The organism is Shewanella sp. CAL98-MNA-CIBAN-0140 (genome assembly GCF_040309905.1).
Taxonomy (GTDB): domain Bacteria; phylum Pseudomonadota; class Gammaproteobacteria; order Enterobacterales; family Shewanellaceae; genus Shewanella; species Shewanella psychromarinicola.
Genome location: NZ_JBEOPI010000027.1, coordinates 14558 through 37063 on the forward strand (window position 1 = coordinate 14558; position 22506 = coordinate 37063).

Consider the following 22506-nt stretch of genomic DNA (forward strand, 5'->3'; position numbering starts at 1 on the left):
TTATTATTGTTGGCCACCATACTGACGGGTGAGCACATCTAAATTGTTACCATTGCGCTTAAGTACGCTTTCCATTCGAAATAATGCGTTATCTACTTTAGCACCAGATTTCAATAAAAAGTACTGACTATCAACGACAAAACTCGACTTTGCATTCGCTTCGGAATTGATGCCACTCAGTGACGAACTTTCCCAAAACTCTTCAATTTTTTCATACCCATCCGCGGGACGATTATTGATAATGTTTTCAGCTTCACTCACTGAAATTTTATTTTCAAGCATCCCAGCAAGTAAAGCGGCCTGCTCAACCTTAATGGTATTCACATTCAATAACTGGCTATCTTCACCGGGTATTGCACACACATAAGGTGAAAGATTCAGATAAACATCTTGGCTAAACCCTAATACTGCGCGTAACTCACTGCGATGCTGCATCAAGGTATTGGCGGCACGATATGGCACATTACGCGACTCATATTCAGCATCTTCAGCCCCATATGGTGCAGATAACGTGTCTTGGTCGATATAATCTTTAAGGGTATAAGTGAGTTTCTCTGCACCAAAATCACCTACCCCTAAACTGATCAGTAGCGCTTGGAACTGTCTTGCTGCTACCGTCATTTTGGGCTGACCATTATCGGTCTGGGTTGAAGCTTGCCCAACGGCATTAACATTAAAGCAAGCCCGCATATCTTGTACTTCACCAACAATTTCACCATATTCGGCCGGAAAAGCGACATTGGCTAAGGCCCAGTACTGCTGTAAATGTACCGTCCCTTCTGAGTCTTCAAAATCTTGCTTGAGTACTTTCATCGCCAATTCTTCCGCAGAAAGAGCATACCAGTAAGCCTGGTCATATTGGGCTAAATTAAGCGTTCGGCGCATTGAAAGCTGATTACGGCTGCTAATGTTGGTAGCAATAATCACTACCATAGCGACAATCAACATCACCACAATTAACGCAACACCTCGTTGCTTTTGGCCGCCCATTATACTGACCCGCCGTTGTTGTTATTGCCTTGCTTATCATCGTCCGCTGTAGACTTGGTCGCTGGAGCACCTTTAGGTAATAAAAATCGACGTTGGATTTTACCCAAACCCTCTAACTCTATTTCCATCGCGATCCCTTTTGGCATCACAGTTCCATCAACATTCTTCTGCCATTTATCATCCATATAAAACGAATATTCAATCGATAAGACATGGTCAATCACGACACTTTTTAATGGTTCGGCTCCTGATATTGGCTCTGGATAAGGATAATACCAGCGTTCTAATCGGCCATTTTGGACCACATAGGCCACCGACTGCAAACTGCCTCTGGGTAACATACCATCAGGGTTTAACCAACCTAAACGGTAAAACATCAATGCTTCGGTCTCTGAGTCGAGAATATTGCCACCCACTTGAAAAAATTGACTGCCGCGGCCGTCAATTAACCTGGGTGTACGCGCGACCATTTGGCCCAAATCGCGTTCTAACGCACCAAAACCCTGTTGTAATGACTTAAGCCGATCAGCGAACTCTTTGGTGACTTCATCATTTTTCATCACCGTCGATAATATTGAGTTAGCCGCAATACCCAACATGGCAAAAATTGCAATCGCGATAAGCATTTCGAGTAAGGTAAAACCGCTTAAATGCTTAACCTTTGTTATGCACATAACTATTTACCTGAGCAGCCACACGGTTAAATTTATCATCGTCACTGACGCTAATACGGATCATCCTAAATTTATCATCTGTCGTCTTAATCACTTCTTGGCGCCAATACCATTCACGGCCTGCGAGTTCTGACTGACCTGTTTTTTGGCCTATATCAGGAAAGGTACCAGGCAATCGCACGTCGACCATTTGGTTACTGGCCACCCATTGCGCTAAAGTTCGTTCTTCTAAAATGGGCATATTAGCCATGATCTCACTCAAGCTTTTTGTCACCGATACCGCAGCAATTGAAAATACCGCTAAAGCAACTATCACCTCAAGTAAGGTCATGCCACGGCTTTTACCGCGCATGTGAATAGGGTGTCGATTGAAGGCTACTTTATTCATCTACACGCCCTAATGTTAAGCGGCCTAACGCGTCACCAACAACCAGTACATTGACCGGCTGACTGTCGTCATTTATCATATTAAAACCCAGCTCAAATGGTGTCATCTCACCGCTGGGAAACAATAATATTTGCGGTTCAGGGTGTTTCTTTTTTTCTTCTTCGCTCTTTTCGTCGATAAAAGGCTCATCAAACCAAGACTCATTTTGCTCGTCTTCTTGAACTAATGGCATACCATCGATCACAATATCTAAGGTAATACCGGCATCCATTTTTTCGGCCGATAATAGCCGATCTTGCTCAACAGGCATCCATTTACCTTCTTGATAAAACACAAACTCATATTGATCTTCGTCAATCACAATACCAATAAACTGGCCGCTTAACACACTTTCATCAAGCACCATCTCAGTCGCGGCGATAAAACGTCGCGCTGGTTTTTTGAGCATCTGTTCCGGCCCAGCAACATTCATAGATAAGGTTACCGCTGAGGCCACCAACCCCATGAGCAATGCCACGATCAACACCTCAAGTAAGGTGAAGCCGGCTTGACGATGTTGAATCATTTTATTGAAAATCTTGTAAATTCCAGCTTCCGATATCATCTTCAGAACCTGGTTGTCCGTCTGGGCCTGCACTGAAAATATCAATCTTTCCATATTCACCAGGGCTTAAGAGTAAATAGTCACTGCGCCATGGGTCTTGAGGTAGACGCTTAACATAACCACCTTCACGGAAATTACGCGGCTCTGGTGACGAGTTAGGCTTTTGCACTAACGCATCAAGACCTTGTTCCGTCGTTGGATAAATACTGTTATCTAACTTATACATGTCCAATGCATTTTCTAGCGCAACAATATCTGATATGGCTTTTTGTTGGTCGGCTTTGTCTTTATTACCCATGAGATTGGGCACAACCATTGACGCTAAAATACCTAAAATAACAATTACTACCATTACTTCGAGTAAGGTGAAACCTCGTTGCATATTATTATGTTGCATTGCTTACTTCCTCTAAAAATTGTCTCTATATTCAAGCGTAAAAATCAGCTCTTACGCTTGGTTACATGTTTAGTCTACCAAGATATACACAGTCTAAAACCTAGCCGGTAACCAAATTATTTAACTCTAAAATAGGCTGTAAAATTGCCATTACAATAAATAATACAACCGATGCCATACTGACGACTAGCATGGGCTCAAAAACCCCCAAAGCTATATTCACGTTCGACTCAAAATCTCGGTCTTGGTTATCTGCGGCGCGTTCAAGCATATTCTCTAATTGACCGCTTTTTTCTCCAGATGCAATCATATACAACATCATTGCAGGGAATAACTTAGTATTAGTCAACGCATTGCCCAAACTAGTTCCTTCTCTGACTCGGGCCGTTGCATCATCGACAGCGGCACGCACTTTGACATTCTGTAACACTTCACTGGCGATACGCATTCCATCAAGTAACGGTACCGAACTCGCTGACAAAATACTTAATGTGCGCGCGAATCTGGCGGTATTTAATCCTTTACTGACTTTACCAATCACTGGCATTTGCAATAGTGCAGTGTCAAATTTCATCCGCATTACTGGATTGGTCAGCATACGCTGAAAAACAATCATGCAACCAAAGATGAGCAGTACAACCAACACCCCCCAATGTTGCACAAAATCAGATGCAAGAATTAAAAACTGGGTCGTTCCAGGTAATTCTTGCCCCATGTGCTCAAACTGCCCAACCACCTTCGGCACCACAGCAGCAAGTAACACGGCGATGACACCAATAGCGACCACGGTTAATACGATAGGATAAATCATTGCCTGAGTTAGCTTTGTTTTGAGTTGTTGACGACGCTCGGTGTAATCAGCTAATCGGTTAAGCACCACTTCTAAATGGCCTGATTTCTCACCCGAGGCCACCATCGCACGGAATAAATCATCAAAAACGTGCGGAAACTCGGCCATTGAGTCCGCTAAACTGTAACCTTCAACCACCCGAGAACGCACAGCCATAATCATGCTGCCTAAACGATCTTTTTCTGATTGTTGTCCCACCGCTTTTAGCGCTTCTTCAATCGGTAAACCCGCTGCCACCAGTGTCGCGATTTGGCGAGTGATCAACGCAAGTTCGGCAACTGAAATCCGTCTCTTAAACAAATTCGCTAGGTTAAAGCCACCACGCTGTGAGCGGGCTTCTTTCTCATTGACCGGCTGGAGTTCCAGTGGCATAAGGTGCTGCTCACGCAGCTGGCCTCTAGCATGGCGTGCGGTATCAGCTTCGATCACACCTTTTTGCTGTTTGCCTTTACTATCGAGGGCTTTGTATTCAAACGCCGCCATTGATTACTCCTCGCGTGTAACGCGTAATACTTCTTCTAGCGTCGTCACACCGGCGAGTACTTTACTCATGCCGTCATGACGAATACTTGGAATCGATTTTCGCACGTGTTTTTCAATGGCTAACTCACCCCTGCCGCCATGAATTAATTCACGGACATTATCATCAACAATGAGCAATTCATGGATACCAGTTCGACCGCGATAACCATTTTGACTACAGGCTTTGCAGCCTTTAGCGCGATAAATGACCCGAGTGTCGTTTGCGGTAATACCCAGTAATTCACGTTCACGCTCATCGGGCTCGTGTGCTTCTTTACAAATGGGGCATAATGTACGGATTAGTCGCTGAGCGAGCACGCCAAGTAAACTTGATGAGACTAAAAAGGGCTCTACCCCCATGTCTTGCAAACGGGTAATCGCCCCTGATGCCGTATTCGTGTGTAAGGTTGAAATAACCAAGTGGCCGGTTAATGAAGCTTGCACTGAAATCTGCGCAGTTTCTAAATCGCGGATCTCACCAATCATCACTACGTCGGGGTCCTGACGTAAAATCGCGCGCAACCCACGAGCAAAGGTCATATCAACCTTAGTGTTAACCTGAGTTTGACCAATGCCTTCTAACTCATATTCAATCGGATCTTCAACCGTTAAAATATTAGTGTCTTTAGAATTGATTTCCGTTAACCCAGCATACAAGGTGGTACTTTTACCTGACCCGGTTGGGCCTGTCACTAGAATGATCCCGTGTGGCTTACGAATTAACTCATCGAATTTTTCGCGAATGCCGAGCGTCATTCCCAGTTGTTCTAAGTCTAAGTTACCGGTATTTTTATCCAGCAAACGCATTACCACGCGTTCACCATGACTTGATGGCATGGTCGATACCCGAACATCAACGGCACGACCGGCAATACGTAACGAAATACGACCATCTTGAGGCAGGCGTTTTTCGGCGATATCTAAACGTGCCATCACTTTAATGCGCGACACCAACAAGGACGATAATTTACGATTCGGCTTTAACACTTCTTTTAATACGCCATCAATACGGAAACGAACAATTAATTGTTTCTCATAAGTTTCGACGTGAATATCTGATGCTTCTTCTTTAATCGCTTCCGACAATAATGCATTAATTAATTTAATAATCGGCGCGTCGTCATCACCTTCGAGCAAGTCTTCAGTTTGTGGCAGTTCTTCAGCCAGGGTAAACAAGTCCATTTCGTTACCAATATCTTCCATTAACTGTTGGGCTTCTGAAGAATTAGATTGATACGCTTGAGTGAGTTTAGCCTCAAAATGAGTCACCTCTAGCTTGACTAAAGGTAACTCGACATCGGCATAGCGCCGCACTTCTAACATGGCACTGAGTGGTGTGTTATCGGTATAGAAAAGACAAAGTTGCTCGTTCTCTTTCGCTAACACCAATTGAAAACGGTGTGAAAAGGCGAACGGCAAACGCTCTTTGCTATTGGAGTGAAAAACCCCGTCGCCTTCGACAACTTCCATGGCGACGTCACTTGATACTTGAGCTAATGGCTCGGTCATCACGCTATCAGTCATTATTTTGAGCCTTGTCCTTTTGCATGCTTTCATCAATTGAACGCAATGCTGGATCGGTTTCACGCATTTTTGTTCCTAAACCTTGGCCGCTTTTATAACGCTCTAGCACTTCATTAACGTCATCAGGTAAGTATGCCTCTTGATCCCATTCTTCCAGTACAGGAACATCAGTATTTGGCATTAGATTAATACCACGAGCTTGTTGTTCAAGCTGTAATGCTCTGAAGTAATTGTATTTACGACCTGCAATACCTTCCATTGTAATGCCGTCACGGATTATGGTGGGTTTAATGAAAATCATTAGATTTTTCTTGATCTTTTTACTCGATGAAGACCTGAATAAATGACCTAGAAAAGGAATATCGCCAAGGAAAGGTACTTTTTGAACACTTTCTTGTACTTCTTCGTTAATTAATCCACCTAAAACCACAATTTGCCCAGAATCAGCCATAACAGTGGTCGTTAAACGACGCGTAGAGAAGCTGATATCCACACCGGTATTACCATTCACACCCGAGACTTCTTGCTCTATGGTTAATTTAACCGATGAGCCTTCGTTAATCTGCGGCACAACCTTTAACTTAACACCGACTTCTTTACGCTCAACGGTTTGGAAAGGATTGTCATTGCTTGAACTTGAGGTTGAGCCAGTAAGGATCGGCACTTCATCACCGACAATAAAAGAGGCTTCTTGGTTGTCTAATGTGGTGATAGATGGGGTTGCTAATACGTTTGAATTGGTATCGCTTGAAACAGCTTGGATAAGTGCTGCAAAGTTACCTGTGGTCAAGCCCCATGCCATACCATTCACTTTCCCCAACGCTTGCGCGATCAAGGTATAGTCACCGTCTGAAGTTGGATTAGTTGTGGTTGTTGGATTACCATTACCGTCAATGGTCGTCACGCTAGTACCATCTTCTTCACGAGCAGCCCAGACTCCGGCACCGACTTCTCCAATGGTTGCACCAATGTTGTTAAACTGAGTTAAGCCACCGGCTTCACTGCCCCATTGCACCCCAAACCCCACGTTATCGCCTTGAGCGATTTCAACAATAATGGCTTCAACGAGTACTTGAGGACGGCGAATGTCGAGCTGATTAATGACGCTTTCAATCGTCCGCAGTTGATCAGGTTCGGCGCTAATAACCAGCGCGTTGGTATCACTGTGAGCCATAATGTTAATATCACTACGACGTTTACTTGAATTGCCTTGTTGGCTGCCAGCCCCGTCTTTATTATCTTGTAAATTTTGTGCAAACCCAGTTAATACTTCAACCAAGTCTTCCGCCTTGGCGTAATGCAAATAACGGACTTTGGTATTGCCGGTAGTCGCTTGATCTGCATCTAGTCGTCTAATTAGCTCGATCACACGTTGACGGCTTTTTTCATCGCCACTGACAATAACGGCATTCATGCGCTCGTCAGCCACCACTTTAGGTGCTTGACCAGGCAGTTGTGATTGGTTAGCTGTCGTGCGATATAGGGTGTCTATAATGCGGACAATCTCCCCCGCAGAGGCATAGTCTAATGCCACCACTTGCACGTCTGTATCACCTTGTTTATCCACTCGACGGACGATTTCTACCAGCTTATTCACTACCGCTGCACGGCCAGAAATCATTAATACATTCGATTGGTCATAATTAACAACATTACCACCACCAGCATTATCATTTAACTGACGCAGTAACGGTGCAAGTTGCTTAGCTTCAGAATTGTATAACGGAACAATACGGGTGACCATTTCATCACCAACGCCAGGCGCATTGTCATCGGCGACACGGATAGAGGCCATTTTGGCATCTTTATCTTTAATCACTTTAATGATGTGGTTATCCATTTCAACCACTGCATAGCCATACACTTGAAGGACGTTAAGGAAGAATTGGTAATATTGATCATCATTCAACAAGTCGTAACTGCGGACATTAATTTTGCCACGTACCGTTGGATCTACAATTATCGTTTTATTGAGGTTTTTACCAACAATATTAATAAACTCTTGAATATCAGTGCCTTTAAAATTGGCGGCATATTGTTCCGACCAAGCACTCGGTGCCGCTATCATCGCAGCGCCCACCAGCATTCCAGCAATAATCTTATGTCGGATCCCTTTTTTATTCATTTTATTCAATCCTCTAACGCCAAATTATTCTGGCAAACTAAACATGATTTCGACCAACTGCCCTTCACGCTCAACCATGACAGCCATTTCGGTGAGCTCAGGCAGTTGTGCCATCACTTCTAATGCCTGACCCATATCGGTCAGATCAAATCCATTTATTGATTTGGCTAAATCATTAGCCTGAAAACCCGCTTGCTTAAACAACGCAACATCTTTACCAGGATTTAAACGGTAACCAGCTAATTCATCACCATTACGTACAGGTGAGATAGCTAAAAAATCAGTTATTTTACTGGGGTCGGCTAATAACTCTTCACGAGAATTAGACAGTTCTTCAGAAAAGCGTTGATTATCGCGACGATCAACTCGGGTCACTTGTTGATCGACTTTCGCTTGTTGTAAATGAGTATTTGCGTCACTTTGCGCGGAATATTTAAGGCCATCAAGCATCAAGGTTTCATAACGACCGCCGTTACTAATAATGATGCGATCAGCATAAACTTCTTTTAAAGCAGCTGAAGTTCCCTTAATTTTATCACCTAAGCTATAGGTTTCTTGTTGCCCGCTTGACTCAATAACGGCTAACCCCTGATCTTCCGCAGTCGACGCAACAACCCCCCTCAACTGAATTGACAAGTTTGTTTTAGGCGCGTCAGTGATTTGTTCTACGACTTCAGCTTTGGGTTTATTACTATTATTATCTAAGCGGCCAAAAAGAAATAGGTTACGTACACCAGCAAGCTCAATACGCTTAGCAGTGCCTGCTGAAATGGGGGATGGTTGCCACATCGCAGATTGCGATGATGCTGGCATCAACTTCCATGTTATCTGTGCGGCTAAAAGCAACAGTGTGATCATTCCAAGCCAAAATACAACAATACTCAATGGCTTATGTGGTATTTTTGCGGCGTTAGCGATCAGTTTATCTAATACATCCATATGCTATTGGACTCTCTATACATGTTGGTACAGGTCTTTGTTCTAGTTGTTAATAATATGCGTTAAATAGATGTTTAGCCGTTATGCTAACTCACACAGGATAAAGCAACAACCCTAGCGCATATCGATTGGCGGATCACCATCAAATATGCTAACTTTGCGCCCATAAAAAGGCCATAATATTGCCCTTATTACGATAATATACACATTGTATGGCAATTAGGTTACTCAGTCTGTGAAATCATCCCAGTTTTGGAGGTCATTTGACTAACGCTCAGCCCGAAAGAAGCTTTATCCGGCTCGATAAATGGCTATGGACAGCACGATTTTATAAAACCCGCGCCATCGCCAAAGACATGATAAATGGCGGTAAAGTACATTACAACGGCCAACGGACTAAATCCAGTAAGAATGCTGAAGTCGGTGCAAAAATCCGCCTTCGTCAAGGTCATGATGATCGAGAGATTATTGTGCTCCAATTATCTGGACATAGACAAAGCGCGAGTGTGGCGCAAACGCTATACGAAGAAACACCTGAAAGCATTAGCAAACGTATTATCAATGCAGAAGCTCGACGGCTCAACATTTTAAATAATCCGGCCCCAGATCATAAGCCGGATAAAAAACAACGACGACAGATTATGCGCTTTAAAGAGTACTCAGCGCCCAAAGAGTAAGAGAATACAGATGAACAATGATATTTTACAGCGCTACATTTTTGATAATGCCGATGTGCGAGGCGAGATAGTCCAATTAGAACGCTGCTACCAAGAAGTGCTTTCTGCACATAGCTATCCGGTCGCATTACAGTGTCTAATCGGTGAGTTAATGGCCGCGACATCGTTACTCACGGCAACCATCAAGTTTACCGGTGACATTAGCGTACAATTACAGGGCGATGGCCCAGTCTCTTTGGCGGTAATTAATGGTAATAATAAGCAAGTCTTACGTGGTGTAGCACGTTGGAACGGCGATATTGCTACAGATACAAGTTTGCAACAAATGTTTGGTAAAGGCTATATGGTCATTACCCTAACTCCTGATGACGGTGAGCGTTATCAAGGGATTGTGTCGCTAGATCATGTCAACCTAGCTGCATGCTTAGAAGAATATTTTAACCAATCAGAACAATTACCCACTCAAATTCAGTTATTTGCTAACGGTAAACAAGCCGCAGGTATGCTTCTGCAAGTGTTGCCAACAAAGTCGGAGCAAAATGATGACTTTGAACATATATCAACATTGACGTCTACCATCAAAGCAGAAGAGTTATTCACTCTTGATGCAGAAGAAGTATTACATCGCTTGTATCATCAAGAAGAAGTGCGCTTATTTGATCCTGTTGATGTGACGTTTAAATGTAGCTGTTCTTATGAACGCAGTGGCGCGGCCATTAAAACCTTGCCGCAAGCTGAAGTTGAAGCGATTTTGGCCGAGGAAGGCAAAATTGATATGGATTGTGAGTACTGCACAGCAAAATACTCTTTTGATGCCATCGATATAGCGGCATTATATTCCGGTAGCCACAGCAGCCAATCAAAACAGTAACCAATGACGTAATAGATACGTAACAAATTACAAAAAAAGCGCGCTTTGCGCTTTTTTTATCCCTAAAACACCGATAAAAATGCCTGCAACCAAAAACCCATCAAAAAAATAACCAAACTGTTCGTTACCAGAGCGTTAACTTGCGTTACAATCTCCTACATTAGTTTATAGCCATTGCGCAAGCAAAATATCAAACTAAGTTTCAACACCTAACCCCAATAGCGATTCATTGCGAAACACGACCTAAAAGACATGGAGATCAACACTATGGCGGATGTATCAAACCGCGTTCACCTCAATCCTACGACAGCACAGCTTGTAGAAATCGCGCTTCTTCGTGGAGAGGGTCAACTCACCGCAAATGGTGCCTTAGTGGCCAAAACAGGGGAAAGAACAGGTCGTTCACCCAATGACCGATTTATCGTCAAAGAGGCAAACACCAAAGCTGATATTGAATGGGGCAAAGTAAACCGTCCATTTGATGCCAGTAAATTTGATGCATTATGGGGTCGTGTAGAAGCTTACCTTGCAGACAAAGAGTTATTTATGTCTGAACTCGAAGTGGGCGCTGATGACGAGCATTATATTCCAGTACATGTAACCACTGAGTATGCGTGGCATCAACTCTTTGCGCGTAATTTATTTATCACTCCAACAACATTTAATCGTGGCAACAAAGATGTCTGGCAAATTATCAATGCGCCTGGATTTGTTTGCGAACCAGAACGCGATGGTACCCATTCTGAAGCGGCCGTTATTCTTAACTTTGCCGAACGAAAAGTACTTCTTGTGGGCTTGAAGTACGCTGGAGAAATGAAAAAGTCGATGTTCTCGGTACAGAACTTCTTATTACCAGCAAAAGGTGTGTTACCAATGCATTGTTCGGCTAACGTCGGCCACGATGGTGATACTACTTTGTTTTTCGGTTTATCTGGTACCGGTAAAACCACTCTTTCTGCCGATCCAAAACGGTTTTTAATTGGTGATGACGAGCACGGCTGGGCACCCGGTGGCGTATTTAATATCGAAGGCGGCTGCTATGCAAAATGTATCGACTTAAGCCAAAAAAATGAACCTGTTATTTGGGACGCTATCCGTTTTGGTACTGTATTAGAAAACGTCGTACTTGATGAACAGCGAGTGCCTGACTATAAAGATACCAGCCTGACTGAAAACAGTCGCGCGGCCTACCCTTTAGAACATATAGCTCAGCGTAAAGAAAGTAATCGCGGCGCAGAACCTCATGCGGTCGTCTTTTTAACCTGTGATGTATCGGGCGTATTACCGCCAGTATCGGTGTTAAGTAAAGAGCAAGCGGCGTATCACTTCTTGTCTGGTTATACCGCGAAAGTAGGCTCAACCGAAATGGGTTCTACTTCTGCAATCCAGTCAACCTTCTCGACGTGTTTTGGTGCACCATTCTTCCCACGCCCTGCAGGCGTATATGCCGAGTTATTAATGGCACGCATTGAGTCGTTTGGCAGCCAAGTTTACCTGGTCAACACTGGCTGGACCGGTGGTCCACATGGTGTAGGTAAGCGTTTTGATATTCCAACAACGCGAGCCATTGTTGATGCCATTGTTAGCGGTGAGCTCAAAGATGTTGAAACGCTTTATATTGATAAGCTCAATCTACATGTACCGGTTAGTGTTTCAGGCGTCACCACCGCATTGTTGAACCCTGTTAACACATGGGCAGACAAAGCTGAGTACAACAAATATGCTCAGCAACTCGCGCAAGAGTTCAGTGATAATTTTGCAAAATATCACGTGTCTGATGCCATTAAAAATGCCGGCCCTAACGTATAAGCAATACATCGACTCTTCGCCGTCCACTTAATGTAATATGACGCCTAAAATCCCGACTCCGGTTGGGATTTTTTATCGCTATAAATTCAGTTCACTTATCACCATAAAAGCCTCTGAAACTGATGATGTGCAATGCTATGATGTCGTTAACGTAATTGTTTCAACACTATCATTACTCACAGGGGTATTCATGCGCCGTATTTTTCTTACCAGTTTACTGGTCAGTTTATTATTCATCAGTTCCACATCCGCTCATGCTAACGATACTGCGCAGTCGACGCCCCTGGTACCGACAGAGAAAATGGCGCATTTAGAAAACGACAGCATACTGCCTCCAATGCGTCCTTGGTCAGGCGCGAGTGAGTCGTTACTGTTAAGCGCAAATCAGCCTTGGGTAACCCCCTTTGAGCAGCAAGGCTATATTTCTAGCCCAAACTATCACGACACCATGGAATGGTTAGATAAACTCGTCGACAGCAGTGACATGTTGCAAAAAGTCAGTATTGGTAAAAGCCCCCAAGGACGAGATATATGGATGATTGTTGCATCGCAAGACGGGGGATCAACGGCAACAGCATTAATCGATAATGGTAAAGCAACCGTCTTAGTGCAAGCGGGGATTCACTCGGGAGAGATTGACGGTAAAGATGCTGGCATGATGCTACTGCGTGATATCAGCCATGGCAATAAACGCGGATTACTTAAAAACGTCAATTTACTGTTTATTCCCATTTTTAGTGTCGATGCTCACGAGCGCAGCAGTCAATTTAGCCGGGTTAATCAGCGTGGACCGGTGAATATGGGGTGGCGCACCACGGCTAAGAATCTTAATTTAAACCGCGACTATGCCAAAGCAGATGCGCTAGAAATGCAGCACCTTATCCGTGCCATTACTATTTGGCAGCCAGATTTATACATTGATATCCATGTGACCGATGGCATTGACTACCAATATGATGTCACCTTTGGCTACAACGTTGAGCAGGGACATAGCCCAAGCATTTTTGCATGGCTGGAGTCCATTTACCGTCCTGCCGTTGAACAAGCCTTAACCGAACAAGGTCATATTCCGGGGTCATTGGTGTTTGCCAACGATAACACCGACATGAGCAAAGGTCTGTCATTGTGGAATCCTAGCCCGCGATTTTCTAATGGCTATGGTGATGCGCGCCATTTACCAACTATTTTAATTGAAAACCATAGCCTTAAACCCTATAAGCAACGAGTCCTTGGCACCTATGTCATGCTTGAACAAACACTTAAAACGGTGGCGCAAAATAGCACTAAACTAAAAACTGCCATTAATAAAGACAAATATCGAAACCCAAGCAAGCTAACGATCAGTTGGCAAAAAGAAACCTTGGCACAAGGTAGAGACTTTAAAGGTATGGATTACCGTATCGAGCAAAGCCCGATCAGTGGCGATAAGGTCGTTCGTTGGACTGAAGAACCTAAGCTATACCGTAACCTACCTGTTATTGCGAACACCCAGCCAGTGATCACTGTCACTCGTCCTGTGGCTTATTACATTCCGCCACAGTGGGCTGAGGTTATTAATCGTTTATCTTTACATGGCATCAGAATGACACGACTGAATAAACCAACATCGATTACTGCGCAGCAATATCAATTCAGCAAGCCCATATTCTCAAGTGCTGATTATGAAGGCCATCAAACCGTGTCGGCGCAAACAAGCATTCACAAAATCACCACCCATCTTCCTGCTGGGAGTGTGCGTATCCCAACCGACCAGCCTTTAGGTGATTTAGCCATGCTATTACTTGAACCTCAAGCTGAGGATTCTTTGTTTTACTGGGGATTTTTTAATACCATTTTTACCCGTACAGAATACATTGAAGACTATGCAGTTGAGCCTTTAGCAGCAAAAATGCTTAGCGACAATCCGGCACTAAAAGCCGAATTTGATCAAGCATTACAGGATCCGGATTTTGCTCAAGATAGCAAAGCGAGATTACGCTGGTTTTATGAACGCAGCCCTTACTACGATAAGGAATACATGAAGTACCCAGTATTACGAGCCTCTAAATAATATCGCTATCACTCTACAAGTGCGTTGGTGCTTGTAGAGTGACGGCTTAGCTTATACTGTTCAATCAATGATAATTTTTGCGAACGCGAATATTTCTTGATGGCAATTTCACGTTTTGAAGCCTCACTTCGGTCAGTCAATTGCTCTTGGTAAGCCAAGGTTAACGGCCCTTTACCTTTTAGGTATTTAGCCGCTTTAGGGCCGCTTGTTTGATGCTCGGCAAGGCGACGCGCAATATCCGTGGTAATGCCAGTGTATAAATGTGAATTGGCACAGCGAATAATGTATAAATACCAAGCCGTATTGGCGTTATTTTGCGACATAAAATATAAAACCTTAAGTGTGATCATAAAATTCTTGTGTCATCATGGCATACTAAACACCATTAAAAAGCCAACACCTATTTCAGCCCATAACGCTGCTCATGGTATTTTAGCTATTCATTAAGGAAATGCTGATGTCCAATAATCAAGACCCTTGCGCTCAACCAGCATTGCTTCATCCCGATCAAGCGATTGAGCAACTTTTAGCTCAAGTTGAAGCAACCCAAGATACCGAGCTCGTTTCATTAACCCAAGCAATCGACAGAGTACTTGGCGAAGATCTCGCCTCAAGTATTGATTTACCTCCATTTGATAACTCAGCAATGGACGGTTACGCATTTCGGTTTGCTGACTTAACCCCATCACAGGATAAAACAACCCTCACCCTAATGGGTAGTTCTTTTGCGGGTCACCCCTTCAACGGCCAAGTACCACCCAATAGCTGTATTCGTATTATGACCGGTGCACCTGTGCCTGTGGGTTTTGATAGCGTGCAAATGCAAGAAAAAGCCCAAGCAGACCAAAACCTAATTACCATTGAGCATCCGCATCGATTAGGCGCAAATGTGCGCTGTCGCGGTGAAGAACTGCTTGCGGGTACCAAAGTCTTACACCGTGGTGTCATTATCCGTGCTGCAGAAATGGGCGTACTCGCCACCATCGGTATTAGCCACGTTAGAGTGACACGTAAATTGAAAGTCGCTTTCTTTTCCACTGGTGATGAATTACGCCCAGTGGGAAGTGAACTGGCACCAGGACAAATTTATGACTCTAACCGCTATTCAATCCAAGGTTTATTAAGTAAAAGCCATGTTGAATGGATTGATTTAGGCGTCATAGCCGACAATAAAGAAGCTATTCGTGGCGCATTTAGAGAAGCAGCAAGCCAAGCTGATATGGTATTAACATCAGGCGGAGTCTCGGTTGGTGAAGCCGATTTTATTAAGCAAATTTTATCAGAAGAAGGTCACATCACCTTTTGGAAACTGGCTATTAAGCCAGGAAAGCCGTTTGCATTTGGTAAAGTAGGTAATGCTGTTTTTTGCGGTTTACCCGGTAATCCAGTCTCATCGATGGTGACGTTTTATAAATTGGTGTTGCCTATTTTACATAAAATGCAGGGACTAAAACCGGTTACGCCTTTATTTTGCCAAGCACGGTTACTGACTGACATACGCAAACATCCTGGCAGAGTCGAATACCAACGCGCCATACTCAGTCGTAATGAGTTGGGTGAGCTTGAGGTAGCCATTACCGGCGGCCAAGGCTCTGGCATGCTCACGTCAATGAGTTTAGCGAATTGCTTTGTGATATTAGATCAAGACCAAGGTGACACCGCCCAAGGAACCCAAGTTACTATAGAACCATTTAATCATGTGTTGTGTTAGGAATAAATATGGACTCACTTGATCAAGAGATACTCACCGACACGGAAATGCTGCGTTATAGCCGTCAGATCTCCATTAAAGCTATCGATATTGATGGCCAAGAAAAGTTGAAACTTGCTAAGGTATTAATTATTGGTGCTGGCGGTTTAGGCTGTGCAGCAAGCCAATATCTTGCCGTGGCTGGGGTGGGTGAAATCACCTTAGTTGATTTTGATACGGTAGAACTTTCTAATTTACAGCGTCAAGTATTACACCATGATACCAATATTGGGCAGCCAAAAGTTGAATCGGCTAAACAGGCGTTAATGCAACTAAATCCGCTAATTAAGATTAATACGATTAATGCCCTGTTAGATGATGATGAGATTAACGCGCAAGTAAGTCAGCATAGCTTAATTCTTGATTGCACCGACAATATGTTAGTACGAGAACAGCTTAATAAAAGCTGTTTTGAGCACCAGGTGCCTTTAGTATCGGCCGCAGCGATTCGGATGGAAGGCACTGTAACGGTATTTGACTATCAACAACACAGTCCTTGTTATCAATGTTTTAGTGCCTTATTTGGCGAGCAACAGTTAACTTGTGTCGAAGCGGGTATTCTTGCACCTGTGGTCGGTATGATTGGTTGTATCCAAGCAACAGAAGCCATTAAAGTCATCACAGGTATCGGACTGCCTTTAACGGGGAAGTTGTTAATGATTGATGCGATGACCATGGAGTTTAGGCAGATGCGCTTGCCTAAACAACCCCACTGTAACGTCTGTGGTGTGAACGTCTAAAGTGATACTAGACTCAGACGTTGGTAATAGCACAGACGTGAGTATTCTCTCAGTCAGCGCTATCAACAAAATCTGTTAATGGCGCTGCAACTCATTCAACCTGCGTAAGCCTTTCGCGGTCAGCTTTAGCAACATAAGAGGGTTTATTGGTTGCATGGAGCTTCGCATTGGCTTTTTTTGCTTTGGCTTTCAGGGTTTGATTGATTTTCTTTTTACGGTTCATATGGGTCTCTTGATAGCATTTGTTGACGGTGTTTTTTTATATCATCTACGGTTTATATCATCTGAGTTTGATACAAAAAAATCATTATACAAAACAACCTGTCTACCAGACAATGATCGCCTCAAACCTGCCCAACCTCTAATGATTGCAGCACATCAAAAACCAAATAGCATCGCTCAGAACCACGATTATTCTTGTAATACCACCCACAGCGCATGGATAAGCCCAGGTACAAAAAAGAAAAGGCATAATAGGATATTAATTAATAAGTCCTTACCCATACCATTTTTGAGCAGTACCGCTACTGGTGGGAGCAAAATCGCAAGGATGACCAGTAATAATTTATTAGAATCCATGTTAGTTACCTTATTTAAGTTGATTAATTTAGCGACAAAAATTATAAAAATAGTATACGATACAACTTGTTAACTAGAATCATTATTCTATTTTTGTGCACTTATTTTGTTATTGCATCATGAGTCATCTTCTTCACGATACTAATGAGTCATATGGAACATAGTCAGAGTATTGTTTTTGTTCAATTTTTTAGTTTAATCGCGCTAAGCTGTGCACTAGCCTGGACATTGCTTGCTCATCTATTACGCATTGCACCTAAAGCCAGCTGGTGTTTCGCGGCGACCAACGTTTTCACTTTTATTGGTCTCTTACTTTATACCCAACGTACTGAAGCAATTAACTATTTATACTGGTTTGTTGCAGACATGACAATACTACTGGGTTTTGCTCTGGTGCGCTGGGGCTGCCAACATTTATTTAAACAACCTTTAACTTATCGATTTGATCTTATATTACTGGCGACCACGGCATTATTAATGCTACTAGTCCCCCCCTCCCTGACCTATGCAGTGTACTTAGTGATCGTCATGAGTATTACTGCAGCGACCTTTATCACTCTAACGGGTATTGATAACTTTCGGGCAGTGAAAAAACACCTACCGCTGTATTATGCGACTTTGTTAAACATACCCTTTTTTACCATAGGTTTGCTATTTATCATCCGCGCCATGGCTCTGTTGTTTTCCCCCGACCAACTTGCCAACATTTCTGCCGCTGACAAGCTTAACTCATCATTGGTGATGTGGAGCTACATCATATTGTTATTACTGACTAATTTAGTATTATTTGGTAATGCTCTAACTCGTTTAGTGTTCAAAGTCGCTCGGTTAGCCAACAAAGATCAACTGACAGGCTTATGGAATCGACATGCATTATTGGACAAACTCGAACAAGTTGATGCCTTGTGGCAACGTAATGGACTCGCTTATACTCTAATGGTGCTCGATTTAGATCACTTCAAGCTTATCAATGACTCATACGGACATTTAGCCGGCGACAAAGTGCTCAAACAAACTGCTGAAGTATTACAGCAGACATTACGTAAAGTCGACTTTATCTGCCGTTATGGTGGTGAAGAGTTTCTGGTTATATTGCCATCCACTAATACAGATGAAGCCCAAATAGTTGCTGAGAAAGTGCAAGATAGAATAAACGACTTATCTATTATTTGGCAAAAAAACACCATTAATATGACCCTAAGCACTGGCTATGCAACCTGTAAAACTCACCTCACTATTGAACAGTTATTACAGCTCGCTGACGATGCCATGTACCTTGCTAAAAGCAAAGGTCGTAATACGATTTGCTCAATGGACTCAATAGATGAATCGATTGCCGCTAGCTCAATAGAGCAATCTTAATCGATACAAGCGTTTCACCTGCCTTTGCACATCATAAACTTTAGCCCATTAACAAGACTTCAGCCTATTAACCCTCTCTGTAACCTCTGCTCGGGATAATAAACCGGCGGTGCCACAGGCTAATAAAAGACAACTAGTCTTTACTCGGCCACGGTAAATCATTAGGTGATTGCCATTGATTAGCCATAAGCTGTTGGCATGCTGACAACAAAAACTGTTGACCTAATGAGGGCGGTTGTTGAAAAACATAAGCCTGATCTCGATAAGTAAAATGCAAACTATAAGCATGTAAATAGCACCTGTCACTAAGCTCATTGCCATAGAGTTGATCGCCTAAAATAGGCACTCCAATACTGGCTAAAGCCACTCTCAATTGATGGGTTTTGCCACTGAGCGGTTTCAGTAAATACAGCCGCATACCATGGGCAATACTCTGACTGAAAAACTGCGTTACGGCGGGGTTGCTGCTGGTCCGCAGTAATTTATACATACTGCGACGCGACTTAGCCATGTCGCCAATAATCCAACCTTGTTTCTTTTTAGGTTTACCGCAAGCGATTGCCAGATAATATTTTTGAACTTTATGCTGAGTAAACATTTGGGTAAACACACTAGCAGCTTGTGGTGATTTAGCCACCACCAGCAAACCGGATGTCGGAGTATCGAGACGATGAACAGGGTAAAGCTTATAACCTAAATCAGCCTCTGCCTGAGCAATCACCCCAGCGCTGCCATCTTGACTATGAAAATGAACATTAACGGACTTACTGATGACAATAAAGTCTGTTTGGTCACTGATCACTTGATACATAGATTATCCAACAAGGATTAAAGGGGGGATACCCGCAGGATTATTTAAAGTGAATACTCACCAATAAACCAGGGTTATTATCATGTAATGAAATCGTCGCTTTATGACGCGACAAAATAGCCTTTACCATCGACAAGCCTAAACCCGTGCCTTTGAAATGACGACTTGGGTCTAAGCGGACTAAACGGTCAAATACCCGCTCTTTATCTTCGTCAATAATACCCGGTCCATTATCACTAATTTGAATATGTTTACCGTGCTGAATAATACTGATTGTAGCACCCTCGGGTGAATACTTTATCGCGTTATCCACTAGATTAAACAAAGCTTGGAACAATAAATACTTATCACCATTAACGTGAATATCACCTTCTAAACTGATTTTCAGCACTTGATCGCGACTCTCTGCAATAACCTCAGCCATCTCAAATAAATCTTGGCAGATTTGCTGTAATCTCACCGGCTGTAAATCAAGCATTTGCTGGCCTTCTTCAATGCGAGTTAACGATAACATGGCATCAAATGTCCCCAGACAATGGTCTAACTCTTCTAGCAACTCAGCAGTGGCATCTGCAAGCTCAGACGTAGGTTTTTGCGACAACTGTTCTATGCCTATGCGCAAATGCGATAGCGGGGTGCGTAAATCATGGGCAATGTTATCGCTGACGCCGCGAACGGCACGTAAGTTTTGCTCTAAAGTGTCGAGCACCAAATTAAATTGCCGCGCAAGCATGTCAAATTCATCTTGGCTTTCACTTACCGGCAAACGCGTTTCATAATGTCCAGCTTCAATTTGTTCACTTAAGCGGTTGTATTCGACCAGTCGCCTAAGAATGGCTTTAGAGAAAATATAACCTAATGCTAGCGTGAGCCCTAACGTAAACGCCACCGCCCAAAACGCCGCATTAATAAATTTCTCAATTAACGCTGCAAGCTGATCGGTTCGCGTAGCAATGAGTACTGGGCCATAACGAGTAATGACTAGACCGCCAGTCAGGATATGCAGCTTATCTGGGCCGCCAGTAAAAATAGGGAAATCTTTGGTTTCGGGCAGTTGTGGCATGTTTTCGGGTAAGAAAGTCAGTGCGCCAACCATATCGACACTGTTGCGCCAGGCAATCAATGCCGTTTTTGGATCGGCAGCACGAATTTGAGCGGCAAAACTACGACGGTTAACCGTTAATGCTAACTGCTGATAGCGCTGCATTTCTGCAGAAAGATGTTTGTCTACCTGATTTTGTTGCTCAATAACTAACTGTCGATAGAGACTGAGCACCAACATAACAATGAGTATGGTGACTAAAGTCGAGAAGATAAGCGTGATCCGCCACGCACTACTTTGGTAAGGCTTAATGCCTTTTGCAAAGGCGATAACCAGCCCCTCTTACGGTTTCAATTAGCTCACCATGCCCAAGTTCTTCAAATTTGCGACGTAATTTGGCGATGTGCACATCAATCACGTTGGTACGAGGATCAAAATGGTAGTCCCATACTGCTTCAAATAATAATGTCCGACTAATCACTTGATTCGGGTGTTCCATTAAATATTTAAGCAATTGAAATTCTTTTGGTTGTAGCATTAACTCGCTATCATCCAGGGTAACTTTACGGGTGAGTAATTCCATCTTCAAACTACCAACCTCAATATCTGTGGCAGCAGGTTCAACCACATTGCGTTGAATAAGCTTTTCAGCACGCACTAATAATTCCGCAAAGGCGAATGGCTTAGTCATGTAATCATCACCACCCGCACGCAAACCTTTTACACGCTCATCAACGTGGCTTAATGCCGATAAAATGAGTACCGGAGTATTATTCCCACTGGTACGCAGAGCAGATAATAATGTTAAGCCGTCTAACTTAGGTAGCATACGATCGAGGATCAACAAATCATATTGGTTATGTTTCGCTAACGTTAGCCCTTCTTGACCATCCGTCGCACTATCGACTTGATATTTCTGAGCAGTAAATCCATCGGCTACATACTTTAATGTAGTAGCATCATCTTCAACCAATAAAATACGCATAGTCATAGAGTCTTTAATCCCATTTGAGCAAAGGTAGTGGACGTAGGGTTTCAATATCGAAAGCAATGGTATTTCTACTATCTTGATTGAGTAATTTTAGTTCGAGATAACTAATTGACAAATCGTGGTCCAATTCCGCCTGTGTTAAATATCCTTGCTGATTTTCAATCGCGAGAGTCACTAATTCTGAAAACTTCATATGCTTGGCTTGGAGCATTTTTGCCGCATTCACTTGGCCAATATCATCAGAGGCATAAGTTGACGATTTTTCAGCTAATAATGTACCGTCTAAGGCTCGGTATTGGTATTTATGTATTCGGTGTGTCTCTACGTTAACCATAGAAATTTTATACACCAGCAAGCCTTCTTCAACATCAACATCAAAGTCACAAATGGTGCCTTCATCTTGTTGCTCTAATTGTTCCATGACCGTTATTGGCTTTAAAAAGTCGCCATTGATCAATAAAGAGTGCATAGACGGTGTCGCCATCACGGCACAAGGAAGAAAGCATATTGCTAGCAGCAACCGAACCATCACGAGCCTCTATATAATTGAAAATGGTATTACATGACCACTCTACCTAAGAGCAGACGAAGTCCCAAGAAATCTAAGATTAATAATTGATCATAAATATCATTTTTCGGCGCGATGGGCCGTCGTCACATAACATTTTCTCGAAATAAGAGGTCAGGTCAATCGATAATAACAGCACAAATGGCAACGTTTTATCGTAACCCCGCCATTGATGTTGCCAACAAGCCACATTGACGCGTCAATGGTCATGTTATTATTCAGAAATAGCGCCAAAACGCGATC

The 22506-nt window shown here is 43.1% G+C and carries 23 protein-coding genes; 7 read left to right on the top strand and 16 right to left on the bottom strand.

From position 1 onward, the window contains the following. Positions 1-3 precede the first annotated feature (3 nt). The 9 genes from gspK to gspC all read right to left on the bottom strand — a co-directional run bounded on the left by gspK (position 4) and on the right by gspC (position 9013). Positions 4-990, bottom strand: a complete 987-nt coding sequence (gene gspK / locus AAEY93_RS14270) for a type II secretion system minor pseudopilin GspK (RefSeq protein ID WP_101033648.1) — start codon at positions 988-990, stop codon at positions 4-6. Further along, a complete protein-coding gene (gene gspJ / locus AAEY93_RS14275) occupies positions 990-1664 on the bottom strand; it encodes a type II secretion system minor pseudopilin GspJ (protein WP_101033646.1) in 675 nt (224 codons plus the stop codon). Before gspJ ends, gspK begins: the two co-directional genes overlap by 1 nt. Continuing rightward, the gene (gene gspI, locus AAEY93_RS14280) at positions 1645-2052 is read right to left on the bottom strand and encodes a type II secretion system minor pseudopilin GspI (protein ID WP_232772114.1); all 408 of its coding nucleotides are present in this window, start codon (positions 2050-2052) and stop codon (positions 1645-1647) included. The genes gspJ and gspI overlap by 20 nt, the downstream gene beginning before the upstream one ends. Then, complete coding sequence (gspH, locus tag AAEY93_RS14285; protein ID WP_101033644.1) at positions 2045-2617, bottom strand: type II secretion system minor pseudopilin GspH; 573 nt, start codon at positions 2615-2617, stop codon at positions 2045-2047. Before gspH ends, gspI begins: the two co-directional genes overlap by 8 nt. Before the next feature lies 1 nt (position 2618). Further along, positions 2619-3053 (bottom strand): type II secretion system major pseudopilin GspG, encoded by a 435-nt coding sequence (gene gspG, locus AAEY93_RS14290; protein ID WP_101033643.1) that lies wholly within the window; start codon positions 3051-3053, stop codon positions 2619-2621. Positions 3054-3153: 100 nt separating this feature from the next. Further along, positions 3154-4386, bottom strand: a complete 1233-nt coding sequence (gene gspF, locus AAEY93_RS14295; RefSeq protein WP_101033641.1) for a type II secretion system inner membrane protein GspF — start codon at positions 4384-4386, stop codon at positions 3154-3156. Positions 4387-4389: 3 nt separating this feature from the next. Then, a complete protein-coding gene (gspE, locus tag AAEY93_RS14300; RefSeq protein ID WP_372491462.1) occupies positions 4390-5934 on the bottom strand; it encodes a type II secretion system ATPase GspE in 1545 nt (514 codons plus the stop codon). Positions 5935-5941: 7 nt separating this feature from the next. Further along, positions 5942-8074, bottom strand: a complete 2133-nt coding sequence (gspD, locus tag AAEY93_RS14305; RefSeq protein ID WP_351077773.1) for a type II secretion system secretin GspD — start codon at positions 8072-8074, stop codon at positions 5942-5944. Positions 8075-8098: 24 nt separating this feature from the next. Then, the gene (gspC, locus tag AAEY93_RS14310) at positions 8099-9013 is read right to left on the bottom strand and encodes a type II secretion system protein GspC (RefSeq protein WP_124012991.1); all 915 of its coding nucleotides are present in this window, start codon (positions 9011-9013) and stop codon (positions 8099-8101) included. A gap of 263 nt (positions 9014-9276) precedes the next feature. Here gspC and hslR point away from each other — a divergent pair, with 263 nt between their 5' ends. The 4 genes from hslR to AAEY93_RS14330 all read left to right on the top strand — a co-directional run bounded on the left by hslR (position 9277) and on the right by AAEY93_RS14330 (position 14420). Further along, positions 9277-9690, top strand: coding sequence for a ribosome-associated heat shock protein Hsp15 (hslR, locus tag AAEY93_RS14315; protein ID WP_124012990.1), 414 nt, complete (start codon positions 9277-9279; stop codon positions 9688-9690). 10 nt (positions 9691-9700) lie between these two features. Beyond that, positions 9701-10561, top strand: coding sequence for an Hsp33 family molecular chaperone HslO (hslO, locus tag AAEY93_RS14320; protein ID WP_124012989.1), 861 nt, complete (start codon positions 9701-9703; stop codon positions 10559-10561). 252 nt (positions 10562-10813) lie between these two features. Further along, positions 10814-12370, top strand: coding sequence for a phosphoenolpyruvate carboxykinase (locus AAEY93_RS14325; RefSeq protein ID WP_351077779.1), 1557 nt, complete (start codon positions 10814-10816; stop codon positions 12368-12370). A 190-nt stretch (positions 12371-12560) separates the two neighbouring features. Continuing rightward, positions 12561-14420 carry a M14 family metallopeptidase gene (locus AAEY93_RS14330; protein ID WP_351077834.1) on the top strand — a complete coding sequence of 620 codons (1860 nt, stop codon included), beginning with the start codon at positions 12561-12563 and terminating at the stop codon, positions 14418-14420. Between the two features lie 8 nt (positions 14421-14428). Here AAEY93_RS14330 and AAEY93_RS14335 read toward each other — a convergent pair whose 3' ends face one another. Then, the gene (locus AAEY93_RS14335; protein WP_351077782.1) at positions 14429-14743 is read right to left on the bottom strand and encodes a GIY-YIG nuclease family protein; all 315 of its coding nucleotides are present in this window, start codon (positions 14741-14743) and stop codon (positions 14429-14431) included. 134 nt (positions 14744-14877) lie between these two features. Here AAEY93_RS14335 and moeA point away from each other — a divergent pair, with 134 nt between their 5' ends. Together moeA and moeB are read left to right on the top strand one after the other, a co-directional pair. Next, entirely contained in the window at positions 14878-16131 is a 1254-nt protein-coding gene (gene moeA, locus AAEY93_RS14340; RefSeq protein ID WP_351077785.1) for a molybdopterin molybdotransferase MoeA, read from the top strand. An 8-nt stretch (positions 16132-16139) separates the two neighbouring features. Beyond that, on the top strand, positions 16140-16910 hold the full coding sequence (gene moeB / locus AAEY93_RS14345) for a molybdopterin-synthase adenylyltransferase MoeB (protein ID WP_101033623.1): 771 nt from the start codon (positions 16140-16142) through the stop codon (positions 16908-16910). A 91-nt stretch (positions 16911-17001) separates the two neighbouring features. Here moeB and AAEY93_RS14350 read toward each other — a convergent pair whose 3' ends face one another. Beyond that, on the bottom strand, positions 17002-17133 hold the full coding sequence (locus AAEY93_RS14350) for a DUF2986 domain-containing protein (protein ID WP_101033621.1): 132 nt from the start codon (positions 17131-17133) through the stop codon (positions 17002-17004). Positions 17134-17321: 188 nt separating this feature from the next. Beyond that, positions 17322-17489, bottom strand: coding sequence for a YqaE/Pmp3 family membrane protein (locus AAEY93_RS14355; protein ID WP_101033619.1), 168 nt, complete (start codon positions 17487-17489; stop codon positions 17322-17324). Between the two features lie 153 nt (positions 17490-17642). Between AAEY93_RS14355 and AAEY93_RS14360 the strand changes: the two genes are divergently transcribed. After that, entirely contained in the window at positions 17643-18851 is a 1209-nt protein-coding gene (locus AAEY93_RS14360; RefSeq protein ID WP_351077789.1) for a GGDEF domain-containing protein, read from the top strand. Between the two features lie 133 nt (positions 18852-18984). Here AAEY93_RS14360 and AAEY93_RS14365 read toward each other — a convergent pair whose 3' ends face one another. The 4 genes from AAEY93_RS14365 to AAEY93_RS14380 form a co-directional block, all read right to left on the bottom strand. Further along, on the bottom strand, positions 18985-19662 hold the full coding sequence (locus AAEY93_RS14365) for a TIGR01621 family pseudouridine synthase (protein ID WP_101033615.1): 678 nt from the start codon (positions 19660-19662) through the stop codon (positions 18985-18987). Between the two features lie 40 nt (positions 19663-19702). Next, positions 19703-20944 (bottom strand): sensor histidine kinase, encoded by a 1242-nt coding sequence (locus AAEY93_RS14370; protein ID WP_101033613.1) that lies wholly within the window; start codon positions 20942-20944, stop codon positions 19703-19705. A 67-nt stretch (positions 20945-21011) separates the two neighbouring features. Continuing rightward, positions 21012-21689: a response regulator transcription factor gene (locus AAEY93_RS14375; protein ID WP_101034784.1), complete on the bottom strand. Its 678-nt coding sequence runs from the start codon at positions 21687-21689 to the stop codon at positions 21012-21014. A gap of 13 nt (positions 21690-21702) precedes the next feature. Further along, complete coding sequence (locus tag AAEY93_RS14380) at positions 21703-22164, bottom strand: hypothetical protein (protein ID WP_232772112.1); 462 nt, start codon at positions 22162-22164, stop codon at positions 21703-21705. Positions 22165-22506: the final 342 nt, after the last annotated feature.